Below are 13,684 nucleotides of genomic sequence, written 5' to 3'. Positions count from 1 at the left end.
TGGAGATTCTACTCCTTGCCCTCGCCCCGGGCCGGGCGGGGGGACGCCTTCAGCAGCCGGCCGGGGAGAATCGTGTTCCGGCCGAACTTCCGGTTGATGATGTCGGAGGCCCGGGCGGCCCGCCGGATCTGCTCCCTCCGGAGATCGGGGAAGAGGCGGGGTTGAACCTGGGAGCGGTGGAGCAGGCCCGAAGCGCCCACGCCCAGCAGGCGCAGGCCCCGCCCGGCGAAGCCGGAGCGCCTTTTCCACAGCTTCCAGGCCGCGGCGAAGATCTCGGGGCCCAGATCCGTCGCCTCGTCGAGGGTCATCGAGCGGGTGATGGTGTGGTAGGCCCCGTCGCGGACCTTGAGCACCACCGTGCGGGCCAGCACCTCGCGGTTGCGGAGCTGGCGGGCCACACCCTCCGCCCGGGCCAGGAGCTCCCGGCCGATGGCCTCGTCTCCGTAGAGGTCCTCGGTGTAGGTGCGTTCCTCGCTGATCTGCTTGCGTTCGTGGACCTCGCCGATGGGGGTGTCGTCCTCGCCGCGAGCGCGCTGCTCGAGAAAGAGGGCCGTGCGCAGCCCCAGCTCGCGTCGCAGCAGACGGGGGTCGGCCCGCCCCAGTTCGCTGATGGTGCGGATGCCCAGTCGGGCGAGCCGTTCCGTCAGTCGAGGGCCGACGCCCCCGATGCGCTGGACGGGCAGCGGGCCGAGGCGGCGGGCGAAGGCCCGGGGCGGGATCACCACCAGGCCCCGGGGTTTTTCCAGGTCCGAGGCGATCTTGGCCACGAAACGGCAGGCGCCGATGCCGATGCTGGCTCCCAGCCGCTGGGTGGTGTGGATCTCCTCCTGCAGCTCCCGGGCGAGGCTTTCGGCTCGAGCGAAGGAGTCCACCAGTCCGGTCATCTCGCCGTAGGCCTCGTCCACCGAGACCCGCTCCAGCACGGGGATGCGCCGCGCGACCAGGGTGAAGATCTCCCGGGAGACCTGGCGGTAGAAATCGTGGCGGCCGTGGAGCCACACCCCCTGGGGGCAGAGCCGTTCAGCGATCACCGAGGGCATGGCGGAGCGGACGCCGAAGCGCCGGGCCTCGTAGGAGCAGGTTGCCACCACCCCCCGGCGACCCCGGTGGCCGATGATCACCGGCCGACCCGCCAGGGAGGGGTCCTCGCGCTGCTCCACCGCCGCGAAGAAGGCGTCCATGTCCAGGTGGAGAACGATGCGGGCTTGACGATTCATGGTTGGCTCGAAAGATTCACCATTGTCGCACCTCGTGTTCTCGCGGGCCGCCCGGGCGAGGGGAGGGGTGTGGCGGGCGGAAGCCGGTGGACCGGGCTAGATTCGGTGGATCGCGCGCGGGGGGGGCGACGTGAGAGTGGGGGGAGGAGTGACGGAGTCGACCTTGGCCATCGAAACCACCATCTTCGACGCCGATCCCCGGCTCGATGCCCTGGCTGACACCTGGGACCGGCTGCCCGAAGGGCGCGGGCGGCAGGCCGATCTCTACGACTCCCACGCCTGGCTCTCCGCCTGGCTGCGGGTCGCGTCCCCCGAACAGAGGCAGGCCCTGCGGATTCCCGCGGTGCTGCGGGACGGTGAGCTGGCGGCGGCCCTGCCCCTGGTCGTCTCCGGCCGGCAGGCGCGGGCCGCCGGTCACGGCTTTCGCCCCCGCTACCGGCCGGTGGTCACCGGTGCCGAGCCCGATCCGCAAGACCTCGAGGCCCTGGCGGAGGCCGTCGCCGAGGCGGGTTACCGGGAGCTCAGCCTTTTTGCCATGCCTTCACGGGATCCGGCGACGGCCGGCCTGGCCCGGGCTCTCGAGAGTCGCGGCTATGCCGTGCGGCTGAGGGAGGGCAGCGCGGAGAGCCTGGCCCCCGCCGGGGAGGGCTGGGACGCCTTTCGCGCCGGGGCGAAAAAATTCCATCGCACCGTGAAGAACTTCTCCAACAAGGCCGCCCGGCTGGGACCGGTCGAGGTGGAGGCCTGGGAGGCGCCCGAGCGGGGGGCGTCCGATGGTTTCGCCCGCTACGTCGCGCTCCACGGGCGGGGCTGGAAGGGCGAGTTGAACGCGGCCATGCGGCGTCACCGCCAGGCCCTGCTCGAGCGCACCGACGCGCGGGGCTGGTCGCGGCTCTACCTGCTCAAGGTGGCCGGTGTCGATGCGGCGGCCATCCTCTGGCAGAAGATCGGCAAGGTGGCCATTGCCTATTCCACGGTTTATGACCACCGCCTGGCGGCGCTCAGCGCGGGCACCATCGTGATGTGGCAGGCCCACGAGCGGATTCTCGGGGCTTCTTCCCCCCCGCTGCTGGTGGACTACCTGCCGGGGCGAGGAGCCCAGAAAGATCAGCTCGCGGTGGAACGTCCGGTCCTGCTCACCCTCGAGGCGGCTCGCAGCCGGCTGGTGGCGGCGGTGGGGCCCCTGGGGGAAGGTCTGCGGCGGGCGGCGGGTCGCGCTCTGCGTCAGATGCGGGGAGGCGGTGAGAAGACCGTCGCTCCCGCGCCGCGTCGGGAACGGGTCGGCCGGCCCTCGGCGGGCCGGCTCGAGGTGACCCCGGTCCAGCCGGACGGGGCTCTCGAACTCTACCTGGCGGTGGCCGGGGGCCACACCAGCCCCAAAAAGATGCGCGGAAGTTGGGGTGAGGTGGACGCCTGGTGGCAGGTGGGCGATCCTCCCCGCGCCTTCGTGAGGGCCGTGGCCGGCCAGCAGCCACAGGTGGCGGAGATCGTGCTCCTGCCCGCGGCGGAGGTGGACGAACAGCAGGTGCTCGACGCCCTGGCCGCCAAGTTCGCGGCCGCGCTGCAGGTGCAACTCGCCACCGGCAACGCCGCCGGGTCGCCGCCGGCCACGCTCTTGCGGCGCGCCGCGCTGCCCTGGCCCCCGCCCGGCTAACCCGTTGCCCGTCGGCCGTACTCCCGGGTAGTCTCTTGCCCCTGTCGCATGTTCTTGGGGCGGCAGCGAGGAGGCGTGATGGCCGATCACCAGCAAGTCGCCGAAAGGCATCCCCCGGGTCTGAAGGTGCTGTTTTTCACCGAAATGTGGGAGCGTTTCGGCTACTACCTGATGCTGGGCATCTTCGTGCTCTACATGACCGACTCCGAGCGAGGCGGCCGGGCCTTCGACACCGAATGGGCCAACGAGATCTACGGCTGGTTCATCGCGCTGGTCTACCTGACACCCTTCGCCGGCGGAATCATCGCCGACCGCTTCCTGGGCTATCGCAAGAGTGTGATTTTCGGTGGCTTGTTGATGGCCTTCGGCTATCTGGGTGTGGGCTGGGCCCCCGGGGCGGTGGGCTTCTACGCTTCCCTGGCGCTGGTGGTGTTGGGCAACGGTTTTTTCAAGCCCAACATCTCCTCCATCGTGGGACGACTCTATCCCGAGGGCAGTCCACTGCGGGACGCGGGCTACAACATCTTCTACATGGGCATCAACATCGGAGCCTTCGTCTGCAACTTCGTGGCGGCGATCCTCCGCAACCGCTTCGGCTGGGAGTGGGCCTTTTCCGCCGCGGGTATCGGCATGTTCCTGGCGGTGATCTGGTTCGTTCTCGGTCAGCGCCAGTTGGAGGGTACCCAGGACCGGGGCGATGGTGCGGAGGTCTCGGAGGGGATTCTGCTCCAGCTCTGTCTGCGGATCTTCCTGCCCGCCATCGGGGCGGGAGTGATCGGCTTCCTCGTCGCCCGTTCCCTCGACCTCGGGGGCTTTTTCACGCCGACGAACGTGGCCTTCCTCTTCGCGGTCGTTCCCATCGTGGGCTACTACATCGGTGTCTGGCTCAAGGCGCCCGCGGAGGAAAAGGGTCCCATCGCGGCCCTGCTCGCGATCTTCGGGGTGGTGGTGATCTTCTGGATGATCTTCCATCAGAACGGCAACACCCTGACCCTCTGGGCGCGGGACAATACCGACCGGGTCGCGGGCGCCACAGCGCCTCTGCTCGAGGCGGTGTACATGGACGAGCAGGCGCCGGCATCCTACTGGGAGAACGTGCCGCCCGGGCAACGGCCGGCTCCCGGTGAGCGGGTGACTCTGGTTTCGACCGAACTCTATCAGTCGATCAACCCCTTTTTCGTCGTTACGCTGACCCCCCTGGTGGTGGCCTTCTTCGCCTTTCTTCGGAAACGGAACAAGGAGCCCTCCACGCCGGCCAAGATCGCGTGGGGGCTGATGATCACGGCAGCCTCCACGCTGATCATGGTGGCGGCGGTGGAAATGTCGAGAGGGGGGGAGGTGAAGGCCTCGCCCTGGTGGCTGGTGGGCACCTACGGCGTGATCACCGTGGGTGAACTCTGCCTGAGCCCCATGGGCCTGGCGCTGGTCTCCAAGCTGGCGCCCCGGCGGGTGACGGGCCTGATGATGGGGGGCTGGTTCCTGGCGACGGCCATCGGGAACAAGCTCTCCGGCGTGATCGGCTCGTTGTGGGAGAAGGTCGATTCCCTCAGCAGCATTTTCCTGATCAACTGCGCGGCCGCTCTCGGCGCTGCGATCCTGATGGCGCTGCTGGTTCCCTGGATTCGCCGCGTGATGGCCGAGCGCAACCTCTCGTAAGGACGTGGCGCCCGGCGCCCGGCCATGGAGCGGGCCAAGGGGCCGTGTCCGACCCTACGAGGCCATCTTGCGCTTGAGCCAGGGGGCGCAAAGCAGCAGGAGCAGCCCGAATCCGATGAGAATGCCGGCGGTGCCTCCGAAGAGCGTGGGGGTCTCCAGGCTCTCGTACAGGGATCCGGCAAGCCCGGCGAGCTTGCCGGCGAAGGCGTTGGCCAGGAACCAGACGCCCATCAGCATCGCCCCGTAGCGGGCCGGAGCCAGGCGCGTGACCATCGAAAGGCCGATGGGGCTCAGGCACAGCTCGCCCATCACCTGCAGCAGGTAGCAGGCCGACAACCACAGGGGGCTGACCCGCTGTCCATCGGCGGCGAGCAGCGCGGCCTGTACCATGACCAGAAAGCCCGCGGCGTTGAACAGCAATCCGAGGGCCATCTTGACCGGTGTGGACGGGTCTTTTCCCTTGAGCGCCAGCGCCGTCCAGAGTGCCGAAAACACGGGGGCGAAGAGAATCACCAGCAGCGCGGGAAGGGCCTGGAAGTTGCTCGACACGAAGGAGAAACCGAAGATCTCGAGGCGCGTGGCGCGTTCGGCGAAGAGCGTCAACGAGGACCCGGCCTGCTCGTAGGCGGCCCAGAAGATCATCACGAAAGTGCCGAGGGCGAAGATCACGCTGACGCGGCCGATCTCGTCCCTGGTGCAGCGGCCGAGCATGAAGACGTACATGCCGATCACGACGAAGACGGTGCCCGGCCAGATCATCGCGCGCACCGCGTCGACGGCGCTGTGGCTGCCGTTCCAGGACCAGTAGGCGAAGCCCAGGGTGACCGCGGCTCCCACGACGCCGATCCATGCCAGCCGCATTTTTTCGGCCATGCCCATGGGGGGCAGGCTTTCGGATGACGTGGATGTGGCTTCCCGTTGCTGGATGGGTGCCGGAGCGTGGCCGCGGTCGCCCAGGAATCGCTGGCCCCAGGCGAAGATCAGGAAGCCCAGGAACATGCCCAGGCAGGCCGCGCCGAAGCCCCAATGCCAGCCGAAGTTCTCGCTCTGGGCCAGGGTGCCGCAGACCAGCGGGGCGAGGAAGGCGCCGATGTTGATGCCCATGTAGAAGATCGTGAACGCCGCGTCCCGGCGGGCGTCACCCGGCTCGTAGAGTTGGCCGACGAGGGTCGAGATGTTGGGCTTGAAAAATCCGTTGCCCGCGATCAGCAGCAACAGTCCGAGGTAGAGTGGCGCGACCCCCGCGCCGCTGCCGCCGGCCGCCGAAGGCCAGGCGTGGAACGCAAGCATGCCCTGGCCCGCCGCCATGATCAGGGCGCCGATCAGGATCGCCCGGCGCATACCCAGGTAGCGGTCGGCCAGAAAACCTCCCAGCAGGGGAGTGATGTAGACCAGCCCCGTGTAGTCGCCGTAGATGCCTCCCGCCCGGCTGTCGGACCAGGCCAGGTACTGCACCATGTAGAGAATCAGGATCGCTCGCATGCCGTAGTAGGAGAAGCGTTCCCACATTTCGGTGAAGAACAGGACATACAGGCCGACGGGGTGGCCCAAAAACTCACGCTTTTCGACGGTGGCGCCGGCGCTCGGGGGCATGGTCCCTCCCTGGGAAGGTTCGGTGAAACGCGCGCAGGACATACGGGCAGCCCGGGCCGCGGTCAAGCATCATTTCCTCCCCGCGGTGGACTGCTATGCTCTCCGCGCGGGATTCGGGAGATGTCCGCGGGAGGAGGTCCGTGGCGAGAAAAGCGAAGAAGCGGCGCGAACGGGGCGGTTCCGGCCTGTTCTGGCTCGCTCTCCTGGGCTTCATCATCTTCTTCCTGGCGATGCAGGTCGTTCGTTCGGTCGAGCCCTTCGGCATGGACCAGGGCCTGTTCGGCTGCTTCGGCAAGTGGGTTCCCCGGGGCGCACTCCCCTATCGCGACATTTGGGACAGCAAGCCCCCGCTGATTCTCTACACCTACCCACTGGCTTTCGTGCTCACCGGGGGAGGGGTGGGAGGTATGTGGCTGTTCGAGGGCGCCTGGCTTGCGCTGACCGCGGGGAGCGCTTTCCTCCTCGGTCGCCGCTTGTGGGGCCGGGCCGGGGGGCTGGCGGCAGCCGTGTTCGTTTTCACCGGATTGTGGTCCGCGGGCCTCGAAGGCTATACCAGTCGCTCCCAGTCGGAGGAGTTTCTGGCTCTTCCCCTGCTGGGGGCCGCGTGGTTTCTCCTCGGGGGGCGGGAAAGGGATCGCAGCGCCTTCCTGTCGGGGGTGCTGTTGGGCGTGGCGGGGCTCTACAAGGTACCGGCGCTGATCGTCGCGGCGGCCTGGCCTGTGGCCTTGTGGCCCGGACTCGAGTGGAAAGTGGTGCTGCGCAGGACGGGGCTGGCCGCCCTGGGCACCCTGGCGCCATGGCTCCTGGCGGCCGGATGGTTTGCGCTGCACGGCGCCTTTGGTGATTTCGTCGACGCGGTCTTCATCTACAACCGGCACTATGCGGAGATGGTCGGAGGCGGTGCCTCCCTCGCGGGTGTCGGGCTGGATTTCATCCGCCGGATCGGGCTGTCGGTCCCGACAGCGGTTCTGGCCGCGGGCATCGGGGCGGCTTTCGCCTTCCTGCGCCGCGAGCGGCGGATCTACTGGTTGGTGGCCTGGCTGCTGCTGGCGGCTTTCGCCGTCATCGCCCAGAAGCAGATCGCGGGTTATCACTGCCTGCTCGTCATTCCCCCCCTGGCCCTGTTGGCTGCCCGAGGCGTCGCCGCCCTGGCCACGGCCGCCGCCGGAGGGCGCCGGCCGCTGCGTGTCGCCGCCATGCTGGCCCTGGCGGCGGCGGGCCTGGTGGAAGGCAACACCTGGTTCAGGGTCTACGGGCGCGACCTGGGACGGCTTTCCGGCCGTATCACTCAGGAGCGTTACCTGGCCTCTTTCCAGGTCGGCCCTTTTTCTCCTCTCGTCGAGCGGCAGGTGGCGCAATACCTGCGCAAAAACTGTCCGCTGGGGAAGAGGGTGCTCGTCTGGGGGCTTTCTCCCGGTATCTATGTCCTGGCCGATCGCCGCCCCGCCACGCGTTTCCCTTTCCACCACTTGCTGCTGACCGACTCCCCCCTTTCGCAGGCCTGGGGCAGTCTCGCCACGCGTCGCCGGCAATTCATCGAGAACCTCCGGAGGGACCCTCCGGCCTTCGTTCTCGTCGGTACCCGCGATCGCAACGGCTTCGAGCCCGAAGATTCCCGGACGCAGATGGTGCGCTTTCCGGAATTTCGGAATTTCCTCGGGCGGCACTACGAAGAGCAGCGGCGCATCGCCAACTTCATCGTCTACGCCCTGCGCTGAAAGGCGCCGGTTCGGTCTGTCGTCAGGGCGAAGGGCACGCCGCCGCCGCCGCGTCGGCGCCCCAGGGACCGGCTCCACCGCAGGCGTCGTCGAGAGCTCGCACCAGGTAGTGCCAGCCGCTTCCCGCGGCGGGAACGGCGGGCTCGAGAAACTCGGTATCTGTCGGGTCGTCGTCGGTGTTCGTGCGGCAGAGGAAATCGTCGGCGGTGCCGAGCGCACCTCGAGCGACGTCGTAGCGATCGGCCGTCGAGGCCGGGGTCCAGGTGAATCGGGTGGTCGAGGCGCCGACAGTCTCGGCCCTCAACGACTCGACCTCGAGGGGCGTTCCCGCCAGGGGATCGAGGACCGCGCAGTCCACGCTGTCGTCGATGCCGTCGCCGTCCTGGTCCACGGGCAAGCGTTCGATGTCGCCGAAGAGGTCGAGGTGATCGGAGGCGGTGGTGCTCACGCCGCAGTTGAGGGGAACGCCGGCCTTGGGCAACCAGTAGCCCGGGGGCGGATCGTCGACGCCGTTGTCGTCGCAGGAGTCGTAGATCTCGGTGCCGGAGGCCGCTCCATGTTGCTCGACCCACAACAGGTCGAGGATGCGAAAGGTGGCGGGGTGGGTCACCGGATCGCCGGGGTCGTCCTCGTGGAAGGCCTCGAGCATGATCATGCCGGCGTCCTCGAGGGTGCGGTAGGGATCGTAGATCACGGGGAAGGTGATGTCGGAACCCAGGCGATAGGTCGTCGGGAGGTCGGCCGGCGGTGCGTCGAAGACCGGCGCACCGAAGGGGCCCTGGCGCGGATCCTGGTTGAAATCTCCGGTCAGGAGGATGGGGGAGCCGGGGTCGTCGAGGCGAATCCGGTCGAGGGCCTGGACGATGCGCTGAATCTCGATCTGGCGGCGGAACTTGCTGGTATCGGAAGTGCCCGCCTTGAGGTGTACGGTGACCACGATCCAGGGTGCCGATCCCGGCGAGGCCTCGAGCCACACGGCGAAAATATCGCGCGTGATGTCGTTGGCATCCGGGTCCCCGGACAACTCCGCCGCGCTGTAGGACTCCGAGCGCAGCACCGGAGCGTGGCTGAGCACCGCGGTTCGCTCGTTGCCGGAAAGCGTGCCGGAGACCTGGGAGATGGCCCAGTAGGCGTACCCGGCTTCCTGTGCGAGTTCGTCGATATGGTCGCGATCCGTGGTCCCGATGACCTCCTGGAGGGCCGCCGCGTCCGCGTCGACACGTCGCAGAACCTGGACCAGGGCACTCCAGTCCGGGTCTCCCGGCGTACCGAGGCTCTGGGTGTTGTACGAGCCGACCCTCAGGGAATCGGCCGGCGCGCTTCCCATCAGCGCTGATACGGCGAGGAACGCGATCAGCCGACGGAGTCCCCGCCGCTCCGCCGGCGTGGCAGTCCCGGAACGAAACAACGCCATCTTGCCTCCACCCGGAGGGAAGATACCGCGAGTCGGATGCCGGGGAAAGACGGTTTGTGCTCCTCCCGGGTCAGGGGTGGGCGGGCGCCATCATCTGCCGGTCGGACTTGCCTGCAGGAGAGACGAACAGCGCTTCGGTTTCGCGGAAGGTGGCCGGCTCGTAGGTCCAGCCGCGTTCGAGTCGGCGCTCTTCCCGTCCGATGGTGAATTGCAGGTAGCGGCCCAGGAGGGGGGCCGCAAGGCGGGACTTGATCCCGAATTCCCGGTACAGATCACGCAGCACCCGTGAAATCTTCTCCGAGACCGTGGGGTTCGAGCGGAAGCGGCGACGCGCGGCCCACAGGGCTCCGGCGTAGGTGGTGGCCAGGTCCCGGATTTCCCAGAGGAATCGGCGCCGGACCCGCAGGTCGGGATGGTTCTTGTGTCGCTGCCAGCCCTGCAGCAGGGTGCGGGCGACGCGCACGATGCTCGGTCCATTGACTTCCAGGTCGGTCCGGAACGCTTTCAGCAGGAAGTCGCCTTCCTCGCCGTTGCGGAAGTGGGGATGCCGGAACGAGAAGCGGTACTGTCCGTGGGTATCGCACTCGGGGAACTCTTTGGAGTCCAGCAGGCGGTCCTTGGCCTCGAATTCCGCGTGCAGCGGTGTACCGAGTACGGGGGTGTACAGCATGAACTGGTGGAACTCCGTGTCGTGGCTGACCGCGTGGCTGATCACTTCGTGCATCGTTTCGGGCCGATGCTCCTCGAGACCGATGATCGTCGAGCCGAGGACCCGGATGCCGTGTGCTTGCAACTGGCGGACGACATCGCGCGTGTCGATGCCGTTGAGCTTGGAATAGTTGGCGGCCTTTCCCTCGAGTCCCATCCAGATCCAGGAGATCCCGAGCTGGACCAGTTGCTCGAGGGTGTACTTCCGCAGCACGTTGGCTGAGCTGAACACGTAGAGCGCCCAGGGCTTGTCGTGCTTGATCATCAATTCGAGCAGGCGCAGAGCACGCTTGCGATGGAAAAGAAAATTCTCGTCCATCATGAAGAAGGAGCGGACTTTCATCGATTGCTCGAGGGCGTGCATGATTTCGAAGAGTTCATCGCCGGATTCGTAGAAGTGGACGAACTTGCCCTTGCCGCCGAACATCGCCGAGGTGGCGCAGAAGTTGCACCCGAGGGGGCAGCCCACGGAGGGAATCACGGTGGCGGCCACGTCCCCCGGTTTTTCCCTGAGCCGGACGCCCATCACCCGGGTGCCCATTCCGGAGACGATGCGCGGGTGCCGGAGGGGCTTGCGGTCGTCTTCGCCGAGGAAGCGGCGCATCCATGCCACCCCTTCGCCGCGAACGATGTGATCGGCGTCGATGCGCTCGGCGATGTCGGGAATGTTGGCGACATGGCCGCCGACGACGATGGTCGCCTGGGGCAGGTGGATGCGCACCAGCTCGCACATCTTCTGCACCTTGGCCACGTTGGGGATGATCGCGCCGATGCCGACGATGTCGTAGTCGTGGGTCTTGATTTCTTCGATGAAGCGGTCCAGCGTGGGGAAGTCGAGAAGCGTGCAGGGCGCCTCGATGTTGGCCTGGATCAGCATCAGGCCCCATGAACGATGGAACATGCGCAAGGAGAAGGCTCCCTGCACCCGGGTGACCTGGTTGTGGTAGAGCTCCATCGGGTTGATGGTGCGACTGCCGTATTCGTCGTCCTGGGCGTAGGGGCCGAAAACGCTGGTCAGCAGGACGCTGGCTCGCGAGCCGCGGGGGTGTCGGGCGGGCGCCGCTTGGCCCGTAGTGACAGTCGTCGTGATTGCCGTCATGGGGGAAGGCCTTTCTGCTCCTGAGGGTTGCATGGGAAGGCGAGGCTGACAGTGACTGCTGCTGCATGCATTTCACAATCGGTTCGAGTCTCGCAGGCAATTCTGGTGGCACTGGACTCCAAGTCAAGGGCTCGCAGGCCGAGGAACTCCCGCAGCGCGTTGACCATTTGGCGCGGCAGTCAATAATTCCGGCGGAACACCGCGTGGGATGCTGCGGGCTTATTGGCGCCTTCAAGACGGTTTCTTTTTGAAGAATCGCCCGGGAAATTTTGTTTGTCGCGCGTGGGGGTTACGGCCGGCCGACCTGCCCGACCGCGGTAGTATGCTCGCCCGAGGAGGATTCCATGAGTGACGAGGCCCGGTCCGGCGAGACGCCACGGTGCCCCTGGTGCGGTCGGGATCCGGTCTACGTGGCCTACCACGACCGGGAGTGGGGCGTGCCGGTACACGACGACCGCAAGCTCTTCGAATTTCTCGTCCTCGAGGGGGCCCAGGCGGGCCTGAGCTGGCTGACGATCCTCAAGCGCCGTGAGGGCTACCGGCGGGCCTACAGGGGGTTCGACCCCCGGAAGGTGGCCCGCTTCGGAGCCTCCAGCGTGCGACGCCTCCTTGCGGATACCGGGATCATTCGCAATCGCCTGAAGATCGAGGCCAGCATCTCCAACGCACGGGCCTTCCTGAAGGTGCAGGAAGAGTGGGGCAGCTTCGACGCGTATATCTGGTCCTTCGTCGATGGGAGACCGCTTCAGAATCGCTGGCGGAACGTCTCGGAGTTACCGGCTTCGACGCCGCTGTCGGAGACGATCAGCCGCGATCTCAAACGGCGTGGCTTCCGCTTTGTCGGTCCGACCATCGTCTATGCCCACATGCAGGCCACCGGCATGGTCAACGACCACCTGGTGAGTTGTTTCCGCTACCGGCAGCTCAAAGGGGAAACATAGCCGCTTCCAGAATGCGGACCCTGCCTTCGCCGTCGAGCAGCAGGCCTGCCGGTCCCGGGGAACGGGCGGCCGCATGACCATGGACGACCAGGTCGCCGTTGACGAAGCCTTTGCGGTGGGAGCCCACGCTGGAAACGGCCAGGGTCGAGGCGGCGTCGTCCTCCTGCGGCGTGAAGGCCTGCTCGTCGAGAACGGCGACCTTGCCGGCCTCGACCTGTTCGAGCCGCGCCTTGCCGCTGCGGGTATCGAGGGTGAAGGAGGCGAAAGAGTCCGTGTCGACGAAGTGGTGCACAACGGCGACCTGTCCCTCGAACTCCGAAAGATCGACACGCCACTCGGCCTGCAGATCGCCATAGTCCGGCGAGAAGAGCAAAACGGCGCGTCCGTGCACCTCGAGCAGCGCGCCCGGCCGCCGATCACCGGCCACGACTCGGGCCTTGGAGGCCATGGCCGGGTCGGCCCACTCGAGGGCACCCCCGAGGGAGGATCCGGCGCCCGGGACCCATTCGAGAGTTCCGTCCTCGTCGATGGTGACGGGAGACTCGGTGGTTTCGGGCGGGGTGGCGCCTGCGGAAGCAGCGCGTTCCGGGCCTTGCGAGAGAGATACGGCCAGGCCGTGTCGGTAGACCAGGGCCCCGCCCCGATCGGCCGTCAAGCCGACCATGGCGACGGCGCCGAGTCCCAGGACGCAGGAGGCCGCCTTGAAGGCCGGGCGGCGGGTGACGGCCATGGCGGCGATCCCACTGAGTTGGGCCGCCTTGGCCAGGGCCACGACCGTGGAGAGGGCCACCAGCCACCACGCCAGGTCGGCATGACGGGCCAGGGCCGCTTGGGCCGCGGCGGGAACCATGCCGAGTTCGTCGGCGGCGTGATCGCCGGAGAAGAATGTCGCCCATGCGCTCACTGCCCCGAGCAGGTAGGCGGCCGAAGCGAGGGAGTTCCAGGAAGCCCAGCGGCGGACGAGGACCGAGCCCGCGTCCAGGCCGGCTGCCAACACCAGCAGGACAATCGGGAAGTGCACCAGTGCGGGGTGCAAGTTGGGCAGAGACGAAACGGATTCGAGCCATTCCATGGCGACGCCCTCCGGTGGATCGGGGGAGGAGTCCTGTGCAGGACCCCTCCCCCGCGCGACGTTTCAGTTCTTGACGAACTGTCCGCAACGGGGCATTTTCGTGCCGCCGTAAGGATTGCCGATCTGGCCCTTGGGCTGCAGCCAGGAACGCTTGGCCATCGGGCAGAAGGCCACGGCCGGCTTGTCACCCGTCGCGGCATCGCGGTAGCTGACCAACGATTCGGAGAGTGGGGCGAACGCATCGCGCGCCGAGCGGAGATCCTTCGACCCGGCCAGGGCATCGGCCTGCTCGCGGAGCTTCGGCAGCAGCGCCTTGATCGCGGCGCTCTTGTCGTCGGCCACGCCGGCCGTCTCGGCGTCGAAGGCGCTGGCCAGGCGCCGTGCGCGCTTGCTGATCGCCCGAGCGTGCTCTCCAATGCCGTCCAGGGAGTCCGAGAGCAAGGACAGGCGGATCGCCTCGTAGTGCTCGATGAACTCGGAAAAGGCCGTTTTCTTCATCTTGTGGTGCTCGCCGTGCTTGTCTCCGTGAGCCCAGGCGGCGGGGAGCAGGGTCAGAACCAGGATCGTGATCAGGGCGACTTTGGTTTTCATGTTGTGCCTCCGGGCGGCGCG

The 13,684-nt window shown here is 67.4% G+C and carries 10 protein-coding genes; 4 read left to right on the top strand and 6 right to left on the bottom strand.

Annotated elements, in window-relative coordinates:
* Positions 1-8 precede the first annotated feature (8 nt).
* A complete protein-coding gene (gene dinB / locus Q9Q40_09115; protein ID MDQ7007381.1) occupies positions 9-1,217 on the bottom strand; it encodes a DNA polymerase IV in 1,209 nt (402 codons plus the stop codon).
* 148 nt (positions 1,218-1,365) lie between these two features.
* Between dinB and Q9Q40_09110 the strand changes: the two genes are divergently transcribed.
* Both Q9Q40_09110 and Q9Q40_09105 read left to right on the top strand, forming a co-directional pair.
* A complete protein-coding gene (locus Q9Q40_09110) occupies positions 1,366-2,871 on the top strand; it encodes a GNAT family N-acetyltransferase (protein ID MDQ7007380.1) in 1,506 nt (501 codons plus the stop codon).
* 78 nt (positions 2,872-2,949) lie between these two features.
* Positions 2,950-4,527, top strand: a complete 1,578-nt coding sequence (locus tag Q9Q40_09105) for a peptide MFS transporter (GenBank protein MDQ7007379.1) — start codon at positions 2,950-2,952, stop codon at positions 4,525-4,527.
* 54 nt (positions 4,528-4,581) lie between these two features.
* Here the strand turns inward: Q9Q40_09105 and Q9Q40_09100 are convergent, their stop codons facing one another.
* Positions 4,582-6,120 carry a peptide MFS transporter gene (locus Q9Q40_09100; protein MDQ7007378.1) on the bottom strand — a complete coding sequence of 513 codons (1,539 nt, stop codon included), beginning with the start codon at positions 6,118-6,120 and terminating at the stop codon, positions 4,582-4,584.
* A gap of 140 nt (positions 6,121-6,260) precedes the next feature.
* Here Q9Q40_09100 and Q9Q40_09095 point away from each other — a divergent pair, with 140 nt between their 5' ends.
* Positions 6,261-7,838, top strand: a complete 1,578-nt coding sequence (locus Q9Q40_09095; protein ID MDQ7007377.1) for a hypothetical protein — start codon at positions 6,261-6,263, stop codon at positions 7,836-7,838.
* A 22-nt stretch (positions 7,839-7,860) separates the two neighbouring features.
* On the opposite strand, the gene Q9Q40_09090 is transcribed toward Q9Q40_09095, so the two are convergent.
* Entirely contained in the window at positions 7,861-9,252 is a 1,392-nt protein-coding gene (locus tag Q9Q40_09090) for an endonuclease/exonuclease/phosphatase family protein (GenBank protein MDQ7007376.1), read from the bottom strand.
* 70 nt (positions 9,253-9,322) lie between these two features.
* Positions 9,323-11,059 carry a cobalamin-dependent protein gene (locus tag Q9Q40_09085; protein MDQ7007375.1) on the bottom strand — a complete coding sequence of 579 codons (1,737 nt, stop codon included), beginning with the start codon at positions 11,057-11,059 and terminating at the stop codon, positions 9,323-9,325.
* Positions 11,060-11,403: 344 nt separating this feature from the next.
* Between Q9Q40_09085 and Q9Q40_09080 the strand changes: the two genes are divergently transcribed.
* The gene (locus Q9Q40_09080; GenBank protein MDQ7007374.1) at positions 11,404-12,000 is read left to right on the top strand and encodes a DNA-3-methyladenine glycosylase I; all 597 of its coding nucleotides are present in this window, start codon (positions 11,404-11,406) and stop codon (positions 11,998-12,000) included.
* Here the strand turns inward: Q9Q40_09080 and Q9Q40_09075 are convergent.
* Positions 11,984-13,072 (bottom strand): hypothetical protein, encoded by a 1,089-nt coding sequence (locus tag Q9Q40_09075; protein ID MDQ7007373.1) that lies wholly within the window; start codon positions 13,070-13,072, stop codon positions 11,984-11,986. The genes Q9Q40_09080 and Q9Q40_09075 overlap by 17 nt on opposite strands.
* Positions 13,073-13,135: 63 nt before the next feature.
* Positions 13,136-13,663, bottom strand: coding sequence for a DUF3347 domain-containing protein (locus Q9Q40_09070; GenBank protein ID MDQ7007372.1), 528 nt, complete (start codon positions 13,661-13,663; stop codon positions 13,136-13,138).
* Between the last annotated feature and the right edge of the window lie 21 nt (positions 13,664-13,684).

The organism is Acidobacteriota bacterium (assembly GCA_030949985.1).
Taxonomy (GTDB): domain Bacteria; phylum Acidobacteriota; class Polarisedimenticolia; order J045; family J045; genus JALTMS01.
Note: the sequence above shows the minus strand (reverse complement) of the source record. Positions and strands in the feature narration are given on the sequence as shown.

What these genes read in the sequence shown, in the direction of transcription:
- dinB (MDQ7007381.1), bottom strand. Translation starts at nt 1,217, where the DNA reads ATGAATCGTCAAGCCCGCATCGTTCTCCACCTGGACATGGACGCCTTC.
- Q9Q40_09105 (MDQ7007379.1), top strand. Translation starts at nt 2,950, where the DNA reads ATGGCCGATCACCAGCAAGTCGCCGAAAGGCATCCCCCGGGTCTGAAG.
- Q9Q40_09100 (MDQ7007378.1), bottom strand. Translation starts at nt 6,120, where the DNA reads ATGCCCCCGAGCGCCGGCGCCACCGTCGAAAAGCGTGAGTTTTTGGGC.
- Q9Q40_09090 (MDQ7007376.1), bottom strand. Translation starts at nt 9,252, where the DNA reads ATGGCGTTGTTTCGTTCCGGGACTGCCACGCCGGCGGAGCGGCGGGGA.
- Q9Q40_09085 (MDQ7007375.1), bottom strand. Translation starts at nt 11,059, where the DNA reads ATGACGGCAATCACGACGACTGTCACTACGGGCCAAGCGGCGCCCGCC.
- Q9Q40_09080 (MDQ7007374.1), top strand. Translation starts at nt 11,404, where the DNA reads ATGAGTGACGAGGCCCGGTCCGGCGAGACGCCACGGTGCCCCTGGTGC.
- Q9Q40_09075 (MDQ7007373.1), bottom strand. Translation starts at nt 13,072, where the DNA reads ATGGAATGGCTCGAATCCGTTTCGTCTCTGCCCAACTTGCACCCCGCA.
- Q9Q40_09070 (MDQ7007372.1), bottom strand. Translation starts at nt 13,663, where the DNA reads ATGAAAACCAAAGTCGCCCTGATCACGATCCTGGTTCTGACCCTGCTC.